This window comes from Paenibacillus xylaniclasticus (assembly GCF_004001065.1).
Classification (GTDB): Bacteria; Bacillota; Bacilli; order Paenibacillales; family Paenibacillaceae; genus Paenibacillus_T; species Paenibacillus_T xylaniclasticus.
Map to the genome: position 1 here is coordinate 1 of NZ_BIML01000010.1, position 22,627 is coordinate 22,627.

At 47.6% G+C, this 22,627-nt stretch carries 14 protein-coding genes; 4 read left to right on the forward strand and 10 right to left on the reverse strand.

Features of this window, described 5'->3' with window-relative positions; all coding sequences use genetic code 11:
• The 9 genes from PXY01_RS12605 to aspS form a co-directional block, all read right to left on the reverse strand.
• Positions 1-7,288 (reverse strand): non-ribosomal peptide synthetase (locus PXY01_RS12605; protein WP_127570375.1); only part of this gene is annotated, 7,288 nt, incomplete at its 3' end.
• 26 nt (positions 7,289-7,314) lie between these two features.
• Entirely contained in the window at positions 7,315-8,064 is a 750-nt protein-coding gene (locus tag PXY01_RS12610; RefSeq protein ID WP_127570376.1) for a polyketide synthase, read from the reverse strand.
• Between the two features lie 44 nt (positions 8,065-8,108).
• Positions 8,109-8,870: an enoyl-CoA hydratase/isomerase gene (locus PXY01_RS12615; RefSeq protein WP_127570377.1), complete on the reverse strand. Its 762-nt coding sequence runs from the start codon at positions 8,868-8,870 to the stop codon at positions 8,109-8,111.
• Positions 8,867-10,129 (reverse strand): hydroxymethylglutaryl-CoA synthase family protein, encoded by a 1,263-nt coding sequence (locus PXY01_RS12620; RefSeq protein WP_127570378.1) that lies wholly within the window; start codon positions 10,127-10,129, stop codon positions 8,867-8,869. The genes PXY01_RS12615 and PXY01_RS12620 overlap by 4 nt, the downstream gene beginning before the upstream one ends.
• A 14-nt stretch (positions 10,130-10,143) precedes the next feature.
• Positions 10,144-11,391 carry a beta-ketoacyl synthase N-terminal-like domain-containing protein gene (locus PXY01_RS12625; RefSeq protein WP_127570379.1) on the reverse strand — a complete coding sequence of 416 codons (1,248 nt, stop codon included), beginning with the start codon at positions 11,389-11,391 and terminating at the stop codon, positions 10,144-10,146.
• The gene (locus tag PXY01_RS12630; protein ID WP_127570484.1) at positions 11,360-11,608 is read right to left on the reverse strand and encodes an acyl carrier protein; all 249 of its coding nucleotides are present in this window, start codon (positions 11,606-11,608) and stop codon (positions 11,360-11,362) included. The genes PXY01_RS12625 and PXY01_RS12630 overlap by 32 nt, the downstream gene beginning before the upstream one ends.
• A gap of 314 nt (positions 11,609-11,922) precedes the next feature.
• Positions 11,923-12,453, reverse strand: a complete 531-nt coding sequence (gene loaP / locus PXY01_RS12635) for an antiterminator LoaP (RefSeq protein WP_246027907.1) — start codon at positions 12,451-12,453, stop codon at positions 11,923-11,925.
• 217 nt (positions 12,454-12,670) lie between these two features.
• Positions 12,671-14,161 carry an FAD-binding protein gene (locus PXY01_RS12640; RefSeq protein ID WP_127570380.1) on the reverse strand — a complete coding sequence of 497 codons (1,491 nt, stop codon included), beginning with the start codon at positions 14,159-14,161 and terminating at the stop codon, positions 12,671-12,673.
• Between the two features lie 155 nt (positions 14,162-14,316).
• Entirely contained in the window at positions 14,317-16,095 is a 1,779-nt protein-coding gene (gene aspS / locus PXY01_RS12645; protein WP_127570486.1) for an aspartate--tRNA ligase, read from the reverse strand.
• 982 nt (positions 16,096-17,077) lie between these two features.
• Between aspS and PXY01_RS12650 the strand changes: the two genes are divergently transcribed.
• Positions 17,078-18,103, forward strand: coding sequence for a ketoacyl-ACP synthase III (locus PXY01_RS12650; protein ID WP_127570381.1), 1,026 nt, complete (start codon positions 17,078-17,080; stop codon positions 18,101-18,103).
• Positions 18,104-18,216: 113 nt separating this feature from the next.
• On the opposite strand, the gene PXY01_RS12655 is transcribed toward PXY01_RS12650, so the two are convergent.
• Positions 18,217-19,173 carry an endo-1,4-beta-xylanase gene (locus PXY01_RS12655; RefSeq protein ID WP_127570382.1) on the reverse strand — a complete coding sequence of 319 codons (957 nt, stop codon included), beginning with the start codon at positions 19,171-19,173 and terminating at the stop codon, positions 18,217-18,219.
• Between the two features lie 278 nt (positions 19,174-19,451).
• Between PXY01_RS12655 and PXY01_RS12660 the strand changes: the two genes are divergently transcribed.
• The 3 genes from PXY01_RS12660 to PXY01_RS12670 all read left to right on the forward strand — a co-directional run bounded on the left by PXY01_RS12660 (position 19,452) and on the right by PXY01_RS12670 (position 22,529).
• A complete protein-coding gene (locus PXY01_RS12660) occupies positions 19,452-20,546 on the forward strand; it encodes a glycosyltransferase family 4 protein (protein ID WP_127570383.1) in 1,095 nt (364 codons plus the stop codon).
• A gap of 106 nt (positions 20,547-20,652) precedes the next feature.
• Positions 20,653-21,384: a glycosyltransferase family 2 protein gene (locus tag PXY01_RS12665; RefSeq protein WP_127570384.1), complete on the forward strand. Its 732-nt coding sequence runs from the start codon at positions 20,653-20,655 to the stop codon at positions 21,382-21,384.
• 65 nt (positions 21,385-21,449) lie between these two features.
• Positions 21,450-22,529, forward strand: a complete 1,080-nt coding sequence (locus tag PXY01_RS12670; protein WP_127570385.1) for a glycosyltransferase family 4 protein — start codon at positions 21,450-21,452, stop codon at positions 22,527-22,529.
• Positions 22,530-22,627 lie beyond the last annotated feature (98 nt).

Sequence of the window (22,627 nt, forward strand, 5' to 3'; positions counted from 1 at the left end):
CGTTCTGTCCCTTCCAGGCTGGCTCGAACATCAGCATGCTGCTGCCAGCTGCGGACAATGCTTCCGTTATTCCTGCACCCGCAGCTTCAACACCAAACGTTAGTATCTGCGCCATTCCAGCGCCTGTCGCATAGGCCTCGACCTCCGGAGCCCAACAGTGCACCTTTGCAAATGGATACGTAGGCAGACTGACCCTTCTCGGCCTAACATCGGCATACAGCAGCCGCCAATCGATATGGAAGCCTTTGACCCATAGCTCCGCCAGCTTATTGAGTTCATACTTTGAGATCCATTTATTTATAAGCTCATGAAAAATTTCCTCCTGCTCAAACCATAGCTGGGTATCTTCGAGCGAGCCTTCGTTCTTCCAGCAAAGATTAATCCGCTGTTGCCCCGTCGCGAACGCTTCCAATTTGTTCACCAGCTCGTCCTTATCCTTCACGATAAAGGCTACACGACTTCGCATCACGGTTCGTCCCGTTTGGAGCGTAAACGATACGTCGGCCAAATTCACTTGGGTGACAGCTAGATAAGCTGACAATTCTCGTGCATATTCTTGCAGTCGATTATAATTTCTAGCAGATAACGGAATCACATAGCTGTCGGCATCGTTCTCCGAATCGAAATAGTCGCGTGCAGCTGTCTCATGCGGAGCATACTCCTCAAGAATCGCATGCGCGTTCGTCCCGCCTATTCCGAAAGAGCTTAGCGCCGCTCGGCGAGGAGCCGATCCGCTTGGCCATTGCTGGAGGCTGTCTGTAACATAAAACGGCGAATCATCCAGCTGTAAATCTTTATTCGGCTTCTCGTAATGAATGGAAGGCACAATCTCTTGATGGTACAAACTTAATGCGACTTTTATGCATCCTGCTATGCCAGCAGCGGTATCCAAATGACCGATATTGGTTTTCACCGATCCTATCCCGCAATACTGCTTTTTATCCGTATATTGTCTGTATGTTTCATTCAAAGCAGTAAATTCGACAGGATCGCCCAGCTCCGTCCCGGTTCCATGCATCTCGATATAGCTGATTGTTTCCGGATGAATTCGAGTCGACTCGATTGTCTTCCGGATAACCTCAGCCTGCCCCTTAACGCTAGGAGCATAGAAGCCCGCTTTATCTGTTCCGTCGTTGTTTACGCCAACGCCCCGTAGTAACGCATAAATATGGTCGCCATCCCGTATGGCATCAGGCGCTTTTTTCAGCAGAACGACTCCAACTCCTTCCCCACCGATCATGCCGTCGGCAGAAGCATCAAATGCTTTAACATGTCCGCTGCTAGAGAAGTTTAAGCCCGGTTGATGCACATAGCCTAAGCTGGTAAACGGGAAAATGGTAGACGCGCCGACCAACGCGTATTTCGCTTCGCCGGATAACAAGCTTTGTGAAGCCAGCTGCAGTCCTATTAGCGAGGATGAACAGTTGGAATGCACAAAGATACTAGGACCCTTTAACCCCAGCTTATGGGAAATCATCGTCGGAATTGTCCCGCCCTGCGCCAAGATCCACGTTACATATTCATCCGCATTCTTCAGAATATTAGGCGATAGCGAAGCCAGATTTGGAATAAACGCTTGATAGAAGCTGCTGCTCGCCGACATATACACGCTGGTCTCCGGAATTTCTTTGGAGACATACCCCGCATCTTCAACAGCCTTCCAGGCATGCTGCAGCAGCAGCTTCATTTGCGGATCCATTAGCTCCGCATTTTTCTGCGAAATATTGAAAAACTCCGGATCGAAGAAGGCCTTCCCTTCAATCGTGCTCTGTCCGGGAACATAGTTTGGGTTCTCGACTAATTCTCTGTCCACCCCTAATTGAATCAGCTCTTCCTTGGAGAAGAAGCGGACACTCTCTTTGCCATCACGTAAATTTTCCCAAAATTCATTGTGATTCCTCGCCCCTGGGAAATGACACGAAATACCGATAATTGCGATGCTGTCATCCAAATACTCAGGGGTGGATGGCAAATAATCATTCGTGGCCTTAGCCGCTTCCGTTATATGCAGTTTCTCAACCGCATCCCTTTGCTTCGGTTCGTCCAACAAAGCGGCGTTGGCATCTATCGTTTGCGAAATATAGGTGCTAAGCTCTTTCACTGTCGGATACTGAAACAAGACCGTCACCGATAGAGCTATGCCTAACCTCTCCTTCAGCTTTCCGACCAGCGCTACCGCCGAGAAAGAGTTTCCACCTAAATCAAAGAAAGCATCGTCCGTATCGAAATCGTCCGTTTGCAAAACTTCCTTCCATACAGTCAAAACACGATGTTCAATTTCGGATTGCGGCAACGAAATGTTGTTGTCGACTGTTGCTAACTCAATGGTGCGCCTCGCTAACGCGTTTCTGTCGATTTTTCCGTTCGGGGTCAAAGGCAGCTTATCCAGTTCGATAAAGATGGCCGGTATCATATAATGAGGCAAACTAGCCTTCAAATAATGTCGTATTTCTTTCGAGTTAAGCGATAATTTCTCAGATCCGGCGTTGTTCAGCAAACAGTAGGCGACAAGCTGCTTGACCTCCCCCTGCTCTTTGGCAACGACAACGCATTCATTAATGGTTGGATAAGCTCGAATCCGGCTTTCGATCTCACCCAGTTCAATCCGATAACCGCGGATTTTTACCTGATAATCCATCCGCCCCAAATGCTCGATCGAGCCATCTGGAAGCCATCTGCACATATCTCCCGTTCTGTAAAGCTGTGCTCCCGGTATAAACGGATTGTCAATGAACTTATCGCTTGTCAGCTCCGGCTTGTTCCAATAACCTCTAGCCAGGCCGAGGCCCGAAATAAAAAGCTCGCCCGGAACCCCAATAGGCACAGGTCTGAGACGCTCGTCCAAAATGTAAACTTGCGTATTCGCAATAGGCTTGCCGATAGAGATCGGGTTATCTGCAGCGATAGGCGAAAGCGTAGACCAAATGGTTGTTTCCGTCGGACCGAACATATTCCACGCTTCGCAGCCGTTATTTACAAAATATGCTTTTAACGTTTCCGACAACGCTTCTCCGCCACATAAGATTTTTATGTTTTCTTCGTTTTTCCAGCCGGATTGGAAGAGCATCGTCCATGTAACTGGAGTCGCCTGCATGACAGTCGGTTTTATCGTCTGTATATCACGCTTAAGTCTTTCAACATCTTTTACAGCCTCGGAGTCGCAAATATAGCATTGAGCGCCTTTGATCAAAGGCAGATATAGTTCCAGTCCAGCGATGTCGAAGGAATATGTGGTGACGGCCAGCAGCTTATCCTGCCCGTTCAGACCCGGCTTATCTCCCATGGACAACAAGAAATTCGTGAGCGCTTGATGTGGAATCATAACCCCTTTAGGCTTTCCTGTGCTTCCGGAAGTATAGATCACGTAAGCTAAATGATGAGGCCGCACTTCCCTCTTAAGCGTCTTTCTCGCTTTTACTTCCGTTCTCAGTTGCTCCCAATCTCGATCAAGAACAAGACAATTTACGCCGTTGCCTGCCAGACGGGAGATTTTGTCCGCCAGTTCTGACTGCGTAAGAACAAGTGAAACATTGGAATCTTGAAGCATATAGGCCAACCGATCCTCCGGGTACTCCGGATCAAGCGGGACGTAGGCTCCGCCCGCCATAAGGATGCCCAACAAGCCGATTACCATTTCTAGCGATCGCTCCATGCAAATTCCGATAAGCGTGTCAGGGGTAACGCCCTGATTCTGCAAATAGATCGCCAATTGCGTACTCTTTTCCTTCAGCTCCCGATAGGTCAGCGATTGATCCTTGTAAACGACTGCAATAGCGTTAGGCGTTCTCCTCGACTGTCTCTCGAACAGCTCTGGAAGACATTTATCTGGGCAATCAGTTTCGGTCGCATTCCAATCGCGGAGAATAAGATCTTTCTCCTCGTCCAGAAGCAGGGAATAGTCTCCTAAAGCCCCTGCCGGCTCTTGTACAATCGATTCCACTAATGCAAGATAACTTCCCGCCAACCGTTCAATCGTAGAATGGTTTAACAATTCGGAGCGGTATTTGAGATTAAGAACCATTTCATCTTCCTGTTCAACTAACTCCAATACAAGCTCATATTCGCCTTCCTGGCGAATGCTTTCGACCCATTCTACCGAGAACGTTGATGCATAGGACGTGCAAAGCTGCTGAAGGCTCATAGCTTGATGATAATTTTGATAGAAGAAGGCGGTTTGAAAAACAGACGATCTCGTCTGCGAACGCGGCACATTCAATTCTCGAACCAAAGCTGGAAAAGGATACGCCGCATGATCCAGACCGTCGGCGACTGTCATGCGCAATTGTTGCAAAAATTCCAAGAACGTCTCCTTCTCGTTCATCCGGCCCCGTATCGGGAGCATATTGACAAAATAACCGATTAACGGGTCAAAACGAGATTCCGGTCGCACCATGACAGGCATGCCGACAATTATATCTCGCTGCCCAGAATACCGGTTGAGCAGCACCATATACATGCCCAGCAATACGGTAGATATGCTCGTATATTGCGCTTGAGCAAATGCCTTTACCTTACCGACCCATTCCTGACTTAGACGCTTCGTATAGGTTTGTCCTTCAGCGCTTTGTCCCCGTACCGCAGGACGGTCATACGGAAACTCATAGTCAGGCAATGGCCCCGCCAATTGCTGCTTCCAGTAAGAGAGGGATTTATCGCCCTCCTCGCTTGCCAACATCGTCTGCTCCCATTCGACATAATCGGTATAACTCGCAGCAGGCGGCGATACGAACGGCCTTTGTCCCAATATCAAGTCGCGATATCGATCCAGCAAGCTTTGAACAAAAATGTTCATCGAGCTTCCGTCAAATACGATGTGGTGAATGACAACCAGTAAATAATGCTCCTGTTCAGACCGAGAGAAAACATGAACTCGCATCAAAGGGTCCTGCTCCAGCACGAACGGTTCCTTAGACTTATGCCGGATGTATGGAATTACCTCATCCTCTTTCAAGGCCGAAATATCTTCTATATACCACTCAAGGCTCTGCGAGAATTGCTGCCTTTGATAAGGAACTCCGTTGTCCTCTTCCATGACGGTCCTCATAATCGGATGCTGCTCCGTAACGAGACGAAGTGCCTCTTTCACTTTCTCGAGCTCGATTTTCGTTTGAAAACGAAGACATACCGGTACATTATAAGCACTCATGTCCGGCGACATCTTCTGAAGCAGCCACAACCCTTTCTGAATCTCTGACAGCGGACTCCTGTCGGAAATGCGAGAAGGTACTGCAGCAGCACTCTGTACAGCCGAGCTCTCGGCCTTCTTTGCTAGATACGCCGACAATGATTGAATCGTCGGATACTCTATCAATTCTCTTGTTTTCACTTTAATCGGATACAGCTTCTCAAGGCCGCGTATCAGCTTCATAACGAGGATAGAATCGATGCCATAGCCGTGCAAATTTTTATTCAGATCCGTCTGACTGGGCTCCAAATTCAGCTCCCGATGCAGAAATTCCAACATATACGCTTGAAAGCTTGCCTGTATCGATATGTCGACATGTTCGAAAGAGTGATGATGATCTGAAGCTGTCTCCGAATGATTCGAGTCCGATACTTGGACTGTGCGCCGATACTGATAAAGCGCTTTCAGTTCTTGCTTCATATAAACATTACGGCAAACCTTTCGTTGGATTTTGCCGCTGCCCGTACGGGGAATATTTCCTTTTAACAATAGCTGTAGATCGTAAATCTCAAGCTGATGCGTCTCTGACACGGCATTCAAGATGCTTTCGGCTAGACGTTCATATTCCTGCTCCTGTAGAGGCGTTTCGATTTCTTGTAAGACGATGACCTTCTCCTGATCATTGATTTCGCAGGAAAACGCAGCAGTCGGCAAGGTCAGCTCCGGTATATTCTTCTTAATTGTCCATTCAATATCGACCGGATGATGATTTTTGCCGCGAATAATGATCGTTTCCTTTTCCCTCCCGATAACATAGAGATGATTGTCCGCAATAAACCCGAGATCTCCCGAACGGAAAAAACCAGCTTCATGGGGTTCCAATAAAGTCACCTCGAACATGCTGTCCGTCTCTTCTTTTCGGTTCAAATATCCTTTCGCCACCCGAGGGGATTTAATCCAAATCTCACCGATTTCCCCGGGCAAGCATTCGGTATGTTTATCAGGGTGGACGATCCGTATCTCGGTCGGCTCCTCAATCTCGCCGCAGCTGACTACGGTTTTACATTTAATCTGTTCATCCGTATACCGAACCTTTCCCTGCTCCAGGCTAGGAATGTCCAAGTTCAAAAATTTCAACAATTGACCTGGCCTAATGCTGGTCACAGGACAGAGCTCGGATAAGCCAAGCAAAGGGCAAAATATATCCTCTCGAAGTCCCAATACCCGGAATTTGGCGAGGAAATTCTCGAACGTTTCCTTCCGAATCGGTTCTCCAGCACATATAATCGCTTCCAGATGGCGAAGGGAATAGGTCTCCACGGCTTCCATGTCAATTGTGGAGCAGCAGTAATCGAACGCAAAATTAGGGGCAGCTGTGTGGGTCGCCTCATATTTATCAATCATTCGAATCCAATTCTCTGGATGAATGCCGAAGCTTTCGGGCGGTAAAATAACGCTCGACGCGCCATTAAATAACGGAACCAATATATTATTTTGCAGGCCGAAAGCGTGAAATTGCGGCATCCAGGAAACAATGCGGCTATTTCCGTCAATTCTCCATTGCACGGCCTGTACCTGATTCATTAAAGAGTGGTGGGTGAGGATAACACCTTTAGGCAGCGAGGTGGATCCTGATGTATAGAGCAACAGGGCTATATCCTCTGGTGCAGGTCTCCTTATCCCGATCTCATCGTTCACGGAATTCTCTTGAACCATTTCGTTGATATTCAAAAACCGGACCGTTTGAAGCTCCTGCTTCGACTGGAGGAAAGCCTGGAACTCCGTCGTAGTCAGGATGCATACGGCTTCGGAATCCTTTAGAATCGGCATAATCTTCTCGATAAATATCTCACTCGGCTCCGAATCCGTAATAGGTGTAGGTATAGCTGTGACATTGGCATAAAAGCACGCTAGCATGCCGCATATATATTCCAGCCCTTGCGGAAATACAAGCAGTACCCGTTCCTGCGCTGCTAATTCATTTATCAGAATGCTGCCTAAATTCCGCACACGATTTAATAGGGTCGTTCCCGTAAGAAAACGGGGAGCCTCCCCTACTTTCTCGAACGTAAACAGCTTTTTATCCGGATGTAGCTCACAAGTTTCGATAAAAGAAGCAATTGGAATATCAAGGTCGCGTACTTGATCGTCTTTTCGTGCCATTCCTCTATCAACTCCTCAAACACGTTCTACTTTCCAAACAAGCTGGCGATCCGTTCTTTGACCTCCGCTTGATGGAAGGTCTTCTCATGCATAATAAGCTCCTGCTCGATGATCGCGGGAAGCTGCTCCCGGAGCGGAGCGACCAGATGATCTTTGAGCGTAATTAAAGAAAATCTTGGTTTCTCCGCCAACTGCCGGGCAAGCTCCAGAGCATGAGCCATCACTTCTTTACGAGGCAGAACGGGAAACGGAATTCCCCGCTTCTCCAGCTCCGCCCCTCGGTAATTTCCTCCGCTTAGCAACAGCTCTTCTCCAAGGCTGAACCCGAATTTCTTCGGAATAATGTACGTTGCCCCCATTCCCGGCGTAAACCCGTACCTCATAAAATTAGCTGTATAAATGCTCTCTCTGCTCAGGACAACAAAATCAGAAAAAAGTCCCATAACGAAGCCGCCGCCAACCGCATGACCCTGCATGGCGGCAATCACGGGAACTTTACATTCCAATGCAAGCGAGTAAATATTGATGTCGGCAAAATTGGAGATGCCATCATGAATGGCCAATAGTCCATCCTGTGTTCCGCCAGTGGAGAAGTAGTTGTCGTAGCCGGTTAGGATCACGACTTTACAGGTTGAATGGTTATGAATCCGATTAAACGCTTCTCTTAGTTCATGGATCATTTCAAGCGTGAACAAATTTTTATGAACCGTATCCTGCATTTTCACTTGAATAATGCCTTGCTCCAATTCAAGCAGCTCAACCACAGCTTGCGTCATGATGACCTCTCATCCCTCCACTCTTCGCCTTGCGGCAACTCACCTTATTCCGTCCAAGGAAACTGCCCTGTTTCTACATAACGGAGAATGCCATTCAGATTATGGGCATCTGAGAATACCTCTTGATTGGACGCCAACGCCAGCATTTTATGCTGGCGCACATTGTGAAGCTCATCCATAAACCGTTTGTATCGACCAATTGCCGTCTTGGACAATCGCCGAAGACGCAGCAAATGCTTGCGCAGCAGCATCTCACTCTGTGCGTCATACGCATCGACGAGGCCCCATGAATGAGCTTGTTCAACAGAAACCGGTTGCGTCATTAATGTCAAGTAATGCGCTTTCTGAAATCCGATTCTGCGGACCAAAAATGGCAGAACACAGGCGGGAAACAGTCCAAACAGCAGTTCCGACAGGCTGAAATGTGCCGTCTGGTCAGCAATTACAATATCGCTGGCGGCAACAAATCCAACACCGCCAGCGTTAGCCTTACCGCGCACATGAGAAATTGTTATATACGGACCTGTCGCCAGCTTCATCCACAGCTCATACAGAGGCTCCGGTCCTTCTGTTTGGACTTGCCCGCTCGCCACTGTATCGTACAATTCTTGAAAATCCGCCCCAAAGCAAAATACTTCCGGCATGCCTTCGAGGACGACGATTGTCACCTTCTCCTTACACAGCGCAAGCACATGCAAGCACTCTTCAATTAGTGTATTGTTGATCGTATTATTGGCTTCCGGCCGATTAAACCGTATATAACAGATCGGTTCTTGAAATCGAACCTGAATCGTTTCGTAGCTCATGATTCCCACCTATATCTGCGATGGAACTCATGTATCTCCTCCAAATATAACCGGCCCTTTCCTTTACTAGAGTCGAGTACCCCAGGAATGAACTGGAGATCCAGCTTAGCGTTGCGGGTTCCAAAGCGTACAGCGCCGCTTCCCTGAAGCAAAGACTCATATTCTTGCATCGAGAGCGGATATCGGTCATTCAAATGATGTTCGATCTCAAAGCGCGCCAAATGTTCCTTGCTTTGCGGCATGACAACTCCACTGAAAAATTCAGAGCAGCACCCTGAACCGTAGGAGAAACAACCGATTCTCTTCGGCGTATCAAAGGCTCCCTTGTCGATCGTCCCGGCCAAGGATAGGAATACGGTAGCTCCCATAATGTTTCCAACCCGTTGGCAATACGATAGCCCAGGCTTCACACGCTGTACAAAATCGGCTTCAATCTCATTTGGCGTTGCTTTGGCCATCTTGCGCATCATCGTACGATGAGCACCTTTTACCATTCCGCCAAATGGGGTATGAAAGGCAAGGTATTGAAAGGTATCTTTATAATTTACCCCCTCTACTCGTCTTCTATATTCCAAGAACGATTGCTCGCAGCAATCCAGATAGGACATTAATGACAAATCGGCATCTCCGGCCTCACTATCTGGAACCGGCCGACAAGTATCCATCACCTCATAGCCATAATAACCATTCGCACCAACATCGACTTGAAACAGATATGGATTCTCGCTGATGAGCATAGCTACGGCGCCTGCGCCTCCGCTTGGTTCAGCATAAGACCAATCCTCACTCAGAGCTTCTCCGCCCTCAGCAGCAATAAACCGCGAAATATCGCTGGCAATGACAAGCACCTTCGCTCCAGGAGAAACCTGCGATACGATAAAATTCACCGCCATTTGGAACCCGGCAGTCCCTGAGTAGCAGGCCTGCTTCAGCTCGAATAATCTGCAATTCCGGTTTAGCCCCAAATAATGGTGAATGTAAGTGCTTATCGATTTACCGAAATCAATACCCGATTCCGTACATGTAATTAACATCTCAATTCGGTTCTTCTCCGCTTCGGAAAGACGATCCACCAGCGGTTTGGCCGCATTAACGCCGAAGGTAACGGCATCCTCATATGGCAGCGCGACTGCCTTCTCCTTCATCAGCAAATTTTCAAATCTCGCCGGATCTAAATTTCTATGCTCGGCTAATTGCTTGACATCTAGATAGGCCGATCCTCCGAAAACATTCATTGCCTCTATTCCAACCTGAACCATAATCGTCTCCCTTTCTAATCGCCCAATTCGCAATTCTGCATGCAAATGGCAGTATTTATTCCACCGAACCCCATACTCAAATTCAATGTATTGCGTATCGCTGCCGAAATCGCCTCTTGTCTTACCCAGTTGCAATTAAATCCTATAGGCTCTTCCAAATTGCGCGTAGGATGAAGCCTCGATTGTTTCATTTGCAGCAAAGTAGCGATAATTTCAACGGTTCCTGCTGCGCTCAGTCCATGACCGGTAATCGATTTGGTTGCATTGATATAGGCGTGCGAGAGGTTACAATCTTCAATTGCTCTAATTTCGATCTCATCGCCAATCGCAGAGCCTGTGCCATGCGGATTAATATAATCAATCTCCTGAGGCTGCAACGCCGCTCTCTCCAACGCTTTTTGAATCACTTGGACTTCGCCTTCATACGAAGGATTCGGATTTCGATTTCGATCCATCCTCATGCCCCAGCCCATAAGCTTGGCATAAGGCTTTACCTGTCTCCTCATAACAGAATCGACCCGCTCAACGATAACGACTCCACAAGCTTCGCCGTATATAAATCCATCCCGCTGCTTATCGAATGGACGACATGCCCTAGCAGGATCATCTGCATAGCGGTCGCTTCCCATTGCCCCCAGGGATCGAAATGCTTGACATTCCATATATGAAATATCCATCAGCGCCCCCATCGCAATGCAAACGTCTACCCGCCCTGTCTGAATCGCCTCAATGGCTTGAATAATCGCGACTTGTCCGCTTGCAGAAGCTCCTCCAACCGTGTAAGCAAATCCTTGAATGCCGAATTGCTCCGTACATAGTCCGCACAAATCAGAATCCATAAAAGTAAGACCATAAGTTGGCGGAACAAAACACATTTTATCGCGATAATTCTCATAGGTAAGAAACAATTCCCGCTGCTGCAAATTAGAGCCGCCAACGATTAGACCGATGCGACCTGGATCGACGTCATCCAGACGAGCGTCATCCCATGCTTCCTGAAGAGTAAGCAAGGCGACTTGACCGGATAGGGTTGCCGTTCGCAGCATACGTCTAGAGAAGTGTTCCGGAAACGACAAGGACGGCAGCTCTGCGCCGATGAATGAGGCGTCTCCCTTTCGGCCAGGACGCTGCAATACCCCGAATGCATGCTGGCCTTCGAACAACGCCGTGGCGAAAGCGTCCTTCCCTTGGCCAATCGCCGACGTAACGCCAACGCCTGTAATATATGGCTCAGACGGATTGTAATTTGTAATGGAGCGCATCCGCCAGTTCTCCTACATTTTTTACACCTGATAGCTCTACGCGAGCAATCTGAAGCGATAAAGCCTCCATTGCTCTCGTTACAATTTCTGCTCGATCTACTGAATCAGCGCCCAGATCCACCAACCGGTCCTCATATTGAAAATGGTGATTCTTTAAATCAGGAAGTACTTCACAAATACAGCCTTTAACGATTTCAAATACTTCTTCCTTACGCATCATAATCTCTCTCCTTAGTAATGGATTGGTTTTCTCAGCCGCGATTGCTAGCCATCGAAAGACAAATAATCGAGTATTCGGGATTTCGACTCGACGGACTGGACTTGGCTCGTAGGTTCCGTTTCGTATGCGTTCTCGAATGGCTGGCCCGTTTTGTACGAGGTGTCCGCCTTAAGCTATGGCTATTACTGCCTTCACCATTCGGGACTTGAACCCTAGAGATAGCGCCCATGTTGGGCGCACATAAAAAGCTTTCAAAACCGTTGCCCGTTTTGAAAGCTTCATTAAATAAACGTTCGTTCCACGTCATCCGTTTAATTTTTACTAATAATTTCTACGGCTACATTCACGAGCTTTATCTCGCCCATAAATTCCAATTGAATAATGGCCTGCCTTTTATGTCGGTCTATTTTCTTCACCATATTACTCTTCCCTTTAAGGGGACCATCAATAATATATAATTTCCCTCCTTCGATATAACCGGTAGATGATTCTATGCAATATTTATCATTACATAAACTCTTCAAAACTTGTCGCTCAGAGTCCCTAAGGGAAGCTTCTGCCTTCGAGTATCTTAATAAACGAACGATATCGTACGAACTATACAACAACGAATTTACACTCGATATAAAATTCAAGTTGGGTAAGCACGACTCAACGAAAACGTAGCTTGGGAACAAAGGGGCCAGTTCTTTCTTCACGGTTCCTGCTGCCTTAAAAAGCCTCTCTCGAATCGGTATAAATGGTTTACACACTTCTTCATCTAACCATTTAAGAAGAAGCTGCTTCACCCGTTCTTCCCCGCCCGTCCTCACAAAAAAAACATACCAATTCACTTGGTTCATTTTATGACGTGCACCGCCATTTGCACATAGCTTCGCCCTTTCACTTATCCAACTTGACAAGCTACAATTATTTCCGCTTTATGTTCTCCATTAGCGGTTAACGTGACCCACCAGCGATTAACCAACAAATAAGAGATTTTATAATATTCAATAAATGGTCTTATTATATATTAATATACAAATATTGTCAATATATTAGAGTGAAATCAGCTGACTCTCATAATTTCGTTAAACACTTTCCAGCAGAAAACCGATACTTTTCTTCAAGGTCTTCAATAATTTCTATTGCTATACAATACCCAAAGAATAACGTTAAAATATCCTCGTATCTTTTGCCTGATCCTCGTGCATTCCTTATTAATGTATTTTGATGTTCTTGTATTTTCTCTTTGTAGAATGAGAGTACAGCCGGAGTTGATTGAGAAGCGAGAATATTCATCATAAGAATCGACAATTCCTCCCGAAGCTCTTGAATCGGAAAGTCGTTATTCTCCTTGGAGTATACCTCTAACGTTTCGGGTAGAACATTCGATATCATAAACGGTTCTAGAGAACTAAAATGACCTTCATTAGCGATTTTGTCGGCAATTAACTTGCCAAATACGATGCCAGATGCGAAGGCTTGCCCAGGAATTCTTCCAGAACCGCGGTTCCCGTTATACTGAGCCTCGCCGGCAACAAATACACGATTTAGATTAATAGCCTCGGCGTTACAATTGATCTCAATTCCACCTGAAGAATAGTGAATTGTCGGTGAAATTTTAACTTTGTTATTTTTGACTATGTTGGGACTAAATCCATAATTTTTAAATCTTTCATTCAGCAAGCTTTTATCAATATGGCTCATATCCAAATACATAGCTTTATTATTCTTGATGCAATTTAATTCAAATTGTATAATTTCATCAATAATTTCATGATACTCGTCATGAGCAATTGCTTCACAAATATACCTGTCTGTTAATAATTGAACCCCTTCCTCGTCTATTATTTTCCCCTCGCTTAAACGTACAACTCCTCCCAATAATATTTGCCTTCCATTGTAGATGGACCAAGGATGAGACATGACTGTGGACATGCCCTTTAATTTTGCACCCATTTTTTTAGCTAGTATAAGTGCTTCACCCGTTGAACTCGGCGAATTATCATTATAATAAAATTGTCCTGCATATCCGCCCGTAGCCAGTATTACATAATTCGTATAAATTCTAGTGAATTGATCTACTTGTATGTCATATAAGATTGCAGCAATCCCTTCATCCAACTTTTCCAGATCAATTAACATTTGATTAGTCATCGGTTGTTCAATATGATTCAATAATTTGTTGATTAATTTCTTTCCCCCGTGCGATTTAATTAAACATTCGGGCATGACGCCAATGGTTGTTTTTTCATGCTTTATCCCTAATTCTTCGTAAAAATTTAAAATTACACCAGAATTTTTATACAACGTTTCAATTACTGAACGATCCGCTCCACATTTCTCTACCGTTAAATTAATAATTTGATTGATATTATTTAGTGGAGGAACACGCGTATTAGCAGCTGAGAGAAAAGAATTGCTTTGCTTAGGTGCGCTTTTTTTCGTAATAATCGTGTACTTCATGTTGTTTTTAGACAAATAGTAAGCAGCAGCAAGTCCCGATATACCCGTTCCGATAATCAAAATTGGAGTATAGTGTTCAATTGATATTACGCTCCGCTTCATGATCCCATCTCCCTTATTAGGGTGTTGATCTTCGAAATATTTCTCTATGATGCGACTAGAAGCTATTTTTGCGACAAGAAGACTTTACGTTTATTCGCAGGTTCATTATGAACGGATAGACTTAAGGTGGGCTAGGGAGCGTATCTGTGCAGCATTCATTCATTGTAGGACGACTCCTTGACGGCCAGACGAATCGAGAGAATCTCAAGCTGCTCATCCTCGACCGGTCCTGGAGCATCGGTCACCAAGCATTTCGCACTTGCCGTTTTCGGAAAAGCAATCGTCTCACGAAGATTGGCACGACCTGCAAGCAGCATAACCAAACGATCAAGCCCAAAGGCGATCCCCCCATGTGGCGGGGTACCATATTCAAAAGCATTCAACAGGAAGCCGAATTTCTCTTGCGCCTCTTCATTTGTGAAGCCAAGAGCGCCGAACATTTTCTCCTGTACTTCACGCTTGTAAATCCGCATCGAACCGCCGCCTACCTCGTAGCCGTTCAATACAAGATCATACGCTTGTGCACGAATTTGTCCGGGATCGGTTACAAACAAATGCAAGTCCTCTTCTTTCGGACGCGCGAACGGATGATGCTCTGCGACGTACCGTTTTTCTTCCTCATTGTAGCTGAGCAGCGGAAAGTCGACGACCCACACAAACTTGAAGTGATGTTCGTCAATTAACCCAAGCTCGCGAGCTATATGTAGACGAAGGTTGCCCAACACCTCCGCCACGACCTTGTTAGTGTCGGCGGAGAACAGCAGCAGGTCGCCTTCTTCTACTTCAAGCCGCTCTCTAAGCGCCGTTAACTCCTGATCGTTGAGAAATTTTACGATCGGCCCTTTCAACTCGCCGTCTTTACATGTGATCCATGCAAGACCTTTGGCACCATAACGCATAGCGAACACACCGAGATCATCGATTACCTTGCGACTCCAGTTCGCACAGCCTTTGGCGTTCAGCGCCTTCACCTGATTACCTTTCTTGATCGCGTTCGCAAACAACTGCACGCCCGATTCAACAACGATGTCAGAAACGTCCTTCAGCTCCAAACCAAATCTAAGATCGGGTTTATCAGAGCCGTATTTGCTCATCGCTTCTGCGTAGGTGATCCGCTGAAACGGAATGGGGATGTCGATACCCGCAATTTCTTTAAACAAGTGGACGACGAGCTGCTCCATAAGCTCAAGCAGTTGATCCTGCGACATGAACGACGTTTCAATGTCTACCTGCGTAAATTCTGGCTGTCGATCAGCACGCAAATCTTCGTCGCGGAAGCAGCGGGCGATCTGGTAATAACGTTCTATTCCTCCAACCATTAGCAATTGCTTAAAAATTTGCGGTGACTGCGGTAATGCGTAAAACTCTCCTGGATGCACACGGCTTGGTACAAGGTAACTGCGCGCGCCTTCCGGCGTATCGTTCGTCATAATCGGTGTCTCGATCTCGATAAAACCGTTGTCATCCAAAAAATCCCGGAACACTTTAGCCACTTTGGAGCGCAAAATCAAGGTCCGCTGCATTTCAGGACGGCGCAAGTCAAGATAACGATATTTCAGACGCAGCGCTTCGTCGATTTCAATGCCGTCCTCGATGAAAAAGGGCGGGGTTTTCGCCATATTCATCATCTCAATTTCAGTAATTTGCACTTCAATCTCACCCGTCGGAATACTTGGGTTAACGTTTTCCTTGTCCCTTCCAACCACTTTACCGCGAACAGCTAGCACATACTCGTTGCGAACGCGGTCAGCCACTGCTAGAGCGTCTCCAGAAAACGCCGGATTGAACACAAGCTGGACCAAGCCGCTACGGTCGCGAAGATCGATAAACAGCACGCCGCCAAGGTCGCGGCGGCGCTGCACCCAGCCGTTCAGTGTGACCGTTTCCCCTTCATTAGCTTTGCTTAACAAGCCGCAATGATGCGTTTTAAGCATCGTCATCTTCGTCATATGATTTTAGACCTCCAGGTCATCAAAGATCAGGACCTATCCTACATCATTGAACTTAAAAAATAAAAACCCCCCTCCCTTGACGTTAGCCAGGGACGAGAGTTGCATATGCTGTATCTCCCGCGGACCACCCACGCTTTGAACAAGTCCTGCCCCCGTCTCCATGCAAATCCGGACTTCTTCCCACTCTTAATGCGAATAATGCTCTACCTGATGCAAATAGCTGCTGTCCGAAAATCAGAGGCGCCCGCTTTCATGCCAAGCCTCCATCGATGATTACCGGTTGGTCCACTATTTGTCCTCCGGGAGGTTGGTTCGTCGGATTTACATAAGGAAACTTACAGCCAAGACTTCCCTCTCTGCTATGCAAGGTTCGGTGTACTAAGTCCCATCAACGGATCAACCATATTCTGAATTTGTTCTAGATTTTACCTTCAACAAAATGGAGAGTCAACAAAAACAATAATCGTTTAATCTACCCTTTTTTTGACACTAATAGCAATATTACAGCTTATTTTTACAATTTTCGATAATACAAGACACTGTGATAAAGTTTATTTTTTCCATAAAAATATAATATAAATTAATTGAAAATATTGCGCTGATATTAGCTTAATCCCCACTTTCAATTTATTCGGCTTAACATTTACAGAGATGTTTGTTGATGCTTATCATTACTTAACTGCACAATCAAACGATAATTATCTATCAAAGCATTCAATAACTATTCTTTTGGCTTATGTTCGACTTTTATTGAGTGGGTCAGATAGTCTTACGACTAGCAGAGCACTAAATTCATACCCAGGAACCACTGTATAGCATCGCCAACTAACCACAGGATCGACCAACAGAAATACTAACCTCCCCTCCATAATTCCTTTTTCACCTTGACAGCCATCTTCCAATATGTTTTAGTATTAGGTATTAGAACCTGGTACTAAAAATAACGACTTTAAGGGTGATCGTCATGCCAACAGCGTCTCATCGATCCGGCATTCGCTCGAATGCTGTCATTACCGCCATCGGCTCCTATGTTCCCGACACCGTGCTGACAAATGCGGATTTAGAGCAGATGGTCGATACGAACAATGAATGGATCATTCGGAGAACCGGTATCGCCGAAAGACGGGTTGCCGCGCCTGAGCAATACTGCAGTGACCTGTGCATCGAAGCGATCAACGATCTTCAGCGCAGATATAACGTAACGCTTACCGACGTCGACTATATCATCGTTGCAACGACAACAGCTGATATGCCATTTCCTTCAGTCGCATGTCGAATTCAACAGGCATTCGGTATCGTAGCGTGCGGAGCGATCGATCTGCAGGCGGCATGCGCTGGCTTTACAGCAGCGCTGCAAAATGCGAACGGATTGCTCTACTCTGGCGCTGCTCGCAAAGTGCTCGTCGTCGGAGCAGAAACGTTGACCAAAGTAACCGATTACACCGACCGTACGACCTGCATACTATTCGGCGACGGCGCGGGCGCCATCCTACTTGAAGCGGATGACAGCCGGGAGGGCGATCTGCTCGCCGCTTACTCCGTGACGACTGGCTCAGGCGGACATCAAGTATATATGACTGGTCTATCCCAGTCGATCGGAGAACATCAGCTTTCCAATCCCGGCAAAATAGTTCAGAATGGACGCGAAGTGTACAAATGGGCCGTCAGTACCGTTCCAGACGGAATTGAACGCCTTCTAAACGGAACCCGCTACAGCATAGCCGACATCGACTGGTTTGTGCCGCACAGCGCAAATATGCGCATTATCGAATCGATCTGCGAACGGACCGGTATTCCGGTCGACCGGACGCTCGTATCGCTCGTTCAATACGGCAATACATCGTCAGCATCCATTCCGCTGGCGCTTGACCTAGCCGTGAGGGACGGCCGTCTCAGCCAAGGTCAGCTCGTGCTTATGTACGGCTACGGCGCCGGACTTACGCAGGCAGGCGTATTAATACGGTGGGGATTGCAGGATGTGAAATCATAATCGTTAGTTGTTATCGTGCAAATTTATTAAATAACTCAAAGAGCCGCAGCACAGTCGAATAGACTGCACTGCGGCTTACTTGTTCCACATATGAAGAAAGAACAACTCTTAACTCAATGTGTCGACATATACGTCTTCAACCACTGCATGGCTGGACGCTCCGAACCGTTCGAGTTCACAAGATGCGTATTGGCTTTCCACGTCTGGCCTTGGATATAGCCCCATAAGGTAATGCCTTTCACACTCGAATGCTCCCACAGTACAGGGAATTTCTCTTTATAACGAGCCAGCTGCGTCGCATCGTCGCCGCTGATGTCCAGCTCTGATACGTAGATTGGCAATCCCGTTGCGGCAAGTGTATTCAGAACGCTCTTCATCGTCGATACCGATACCGTATCCATGTTGAACTGATGACACTGAATGCCAATACCATCGATCAGACCTCTGCTCTTCAATAGATTAATAATTTGAACATATTTAGCCGCTGCCGACGGATCGCTAATAATACCGTATTCGTTAATGAGCAGCTTAGAATTCGGGAACGCCTTACGTGCCTCTTGGAACGACCAGATGACCCAGTCCCAGCCAGTCGCACCGTCGCCGCCAATCGCGTTACGGTACGAAGGCTTCGCATGCAGCGGTTCATTAACTACGTCGACGAATGCAGCGTTCTTATAACGTGCCCCTGCTGCCGCAATCCACTGCTGAACCTCTGCCTTCTGGTCTTGTGCCGATAGCCCGCCAATCCAGCCCGGCTCTTGGCTTCCCCATACGAGCGTATGGAATTTGAATTGGAACCCTCTGCTTTGCGCGTAATTATAAGCCATGTCAGCCTGCGACCAGTTCATGGAATTGCGCGTACCCTCAACCGCTCCCCATTTGGTTGAATTCTCAGGCGTGACTTGATTCCAATACGTTGCGAAATTCGACGGAACGCTGCCTGCAATCACATTACCAAGAAACTTGCTTCGGGCCAGCCCAGCATCAGCGCTGGCTGCAACCAAAGTAGAGAGAATCGATACGGCCGCTACGAGCACCGTAAGTTTCCTAAACCGTTTCGTTCTGAACATTATTCTACATTCCTCCAATGACAATAAAATAAAGGCGTAATTCTTAAATCCTCAACAAAGCCTGTTAAGCAGTCTATCAATTCCCCCCTTTTCCTTATCGAATTCGCTTGCAAGTCGAATAATAGCGCAGCTTACTTGAACCTATCACTATAGAAACTATGGTTTCTACTTGAGAAATTTAATAGTTCGCCCTCTCGGGGTGGATCGGGCACGAATAAAATATAAGAAGCGCCTCCGGCGCTGGTCAAAATCCCATAATGGAAGGAAGGTGAACCTGATTGAAGCTGTTGTTCACTTACTTCTTGCCAAGCGGCGGCATCGAAACGTTGAACCGGCATCGGGCACGCGCGCTGAAGCGAATCGGAATCGAGAGCCATTTGCTCTATCTATGGCAAGGCGCCGGTGAGCAGAACTTAATTAACGGCGGCATCCCTTATCTTATTACGAACGAGGACAGCCGAATTGCCGAGCTTCTGACGACTCACCGCTATGACGCGGTCATTGCCTCCTGCGATCATATGATGCTCGAACGAATTCGCGGCAACGGCTATTCAGGTCCAATCTTATATGATGCACAAGGCTTAGGCAGCCGGACAGATGCCGCTTCCACGCTGCACAAGGCTGCTCCCTTCATTCGACGGTACGCACGTGCGATCATTAGTCCACAAACAAGTCACTTAATGGAGCTGTTCAACAGGAACTACCCCGATCTACCCCGGTTTTATTTGCACAATCCATTCGATATGACACATTTTCATTACGTATCAACAGCAAATGCGAATCCTGGCGGCGCGCCGGTAGCTGCGTGGATCGGCCGGCTGGAGAGCAACAAGAACTGGGAGCTATATTTGCGTATTTGCGCGGAGCTTACTCGTCACGTTCCGAATTTGCGCTTGTGGATATTTCTCGATGCTGCGATTGGAAATCAGGAGGATGCCGTCAAATTCCGCACGATGACCGAACAATTGAATTTAGCTTCGCGGATGATGCTGCTATCGAACGTGCAGCATGCCCATATGCCCGATTATTTGTCCGCAATTGGCGACAGCGGCGGTTTGCTGTTATCGACCTCAGGTACAGAAGGATTTGGCTATGCCGTCGCGGAAGCAATGAGCTGCCGCTGCCCTGTCGTTGCGACCGATTCCGACGGCGTACGGACGATGCTCGAGGATGGTCGAACCGGCCTGTTCTTCCGGTCCGGGACGGTAATGGAAGGAGCTATGCAATCGCTGCGAGTAATGAAGGATCGGACTCTTGCTTCCTCTTTGAGAGACGCGGCTTATCGCCGTATTGCAACCGATTTTCATCCCGATCGCTACTGCGCGGATATGGCCAACATTTTGCGAGCTCTCGGTATTATACCTCCATCCTAAATAACTCTTCCAAAAATAGATAGATGGCGCATACCATTCGACGTGTCCATCCCGCTCTACATCTCGTATAGTAAAGCACATGAAGAGAAAGGACGGGGTGTTTCACATGCGGTCGGCTGTCAGCATGCCTAAAGTGTCGATCATTATCCCCTTTTATAACGACCCTTATATTAATGAAGCTGTTATGAGCGCGATCGGGCAGACGTACCCGAACACTGAAGTCATCGTTGTCGATGATGGCTCCACCCGCCATCAGGAAAAGCTCGCCCCTTATTTGAACCGTATTCATTATATCGGTAAGGCGAACGGCGGCACCGCAAGTGCGCTGAATTACGGGATGAGTCTCGCATCTGGTAAATATGTAGCCTGGCTAAGCTCCGATGACCGATTCAAAAGCGATAAGATTGCCAAGCAGGTTGCTTATATGGAAGCGACCGGCGCCCGAATCAGTCATACCGACTACGATTTGATGAACGAATTCGGCTCCGTATACGAGACAAAGGTTGCCCCCAAATACAATTCCTCCAAAGCCTTTATCTCCACCCTGTTAAACGGCTGCGTGATTAACGGCTGCACGATCATGATGACCAAGGAGCTGTTCGTCAGAATGGGCGGCTTTAACGACCAGCTTCCCTATACGCACGATTATGAGATGTGGATTCGGGTCGTGCTGGCCGGGATCGATTTTCATTTTATTAATGAATCGCTGACCATTTATCGGCGCCATCCCGGCATGGGAACGGCACGGCACTTCAATACCGTACTGGCTGAGGCTAATTCTGTTACGAACCTGTACCGGCATGCTCTGACCGCACTTATTGCCCGTATTCCCGGCTGATCGATCGCGTCACAAGTCCGTAGCAGCACCTGTCGATTAAAGCTAGTGAAGGAGGAACATTCATCGTGGAAGTGCTATTTATCTTTGCCGTCCCCAGCGGCGGCATGGATACGTTGAACCGCGAGCGAATTCGGGCGCTTATCGCATCCGGCATCCGCTGCCGCCTGCTCTATTTCTTCCATGGCAGCGGCATTCAAGCCGGTCCGATGCCTTGTCCGGTTCATTACAGCTACTCAGCTGAAGAAATCAAGCAGCTTCTGCTTCAGCATCCTCCTTCGCTCATCGTCTTATCCTCTTGGTATGCGGAGCTATATATGCTGCGCGAAATTGGCTATAAAGGACCTCTCGTATTCGAAATTCAAGGGCTTGGTCCGCTGCCGGAAGCGCGTAAAGCGCTATCAGATGCTGTTCCATTCATCCAACCGCATGCGGATGCCGTCCTGTATCCCGGCACACCGCTCGTTGCTGCGCTGGTCAGCATCATGCTGCCGCATAAAACGCTGTTCTCCTTCCCGAATCCGATCGATACAACTCAATTTCGATACACGCCGGGCATACGAAGGTCCACCAATTCGATGCCCCTGCTATGGATTGGCCGAATCCATCCGAACAAAGGCTGGCTGGAATATTTGCAAATCGCCCGCTTGCTAGCCGACCGGGGTGAAAACCTAGAGCTGTGGATGTTCGAGGACCCGCAGCTGTCCGCTGCCGAGCAGCGTGAAGCTTTCGCACGAACTGCTCTTTCCCTTCGGCTGGTCGACCGGATCAAGCTCCTTCCTAACGTACCGAGACCGCAGATGACCGGTTACTTTTCTTACGCAGCTGATTCCGGCGGAATGCTGCTGATGACGTCGTTATCCGAGGGCGCTCCTTACGCCGTTCTGGAAGCAATGAGCTGCCGCTGCCCGGTGCTGACCGGCGATAACGATGGCGTAAGGATAATGATTGACGACGGTATTCACGGCCTCTATTATACGTTCGGCGATACGGCGGGAGCTGCAGATGCCGCTCAGCGACTTCGGCACGACCATAATCTTCGGCAGTCAATCGTCAGCCATGCGGAGCTTCGCGTTCAGACCGAGTTTACTCCCGCACGCTATGTCGCCTCCTTCCGTGCGATGATGCGGTCGCTAGGGGTTTTGTAACGAAGAACGCTGCTGCAGCAGCCTGCCCACGGGTTAAACCCGGCAGCGATATAGCTTGTCCGCTTTAGAGTTACCGCGCTGCGGATGCAGGCAGTCTG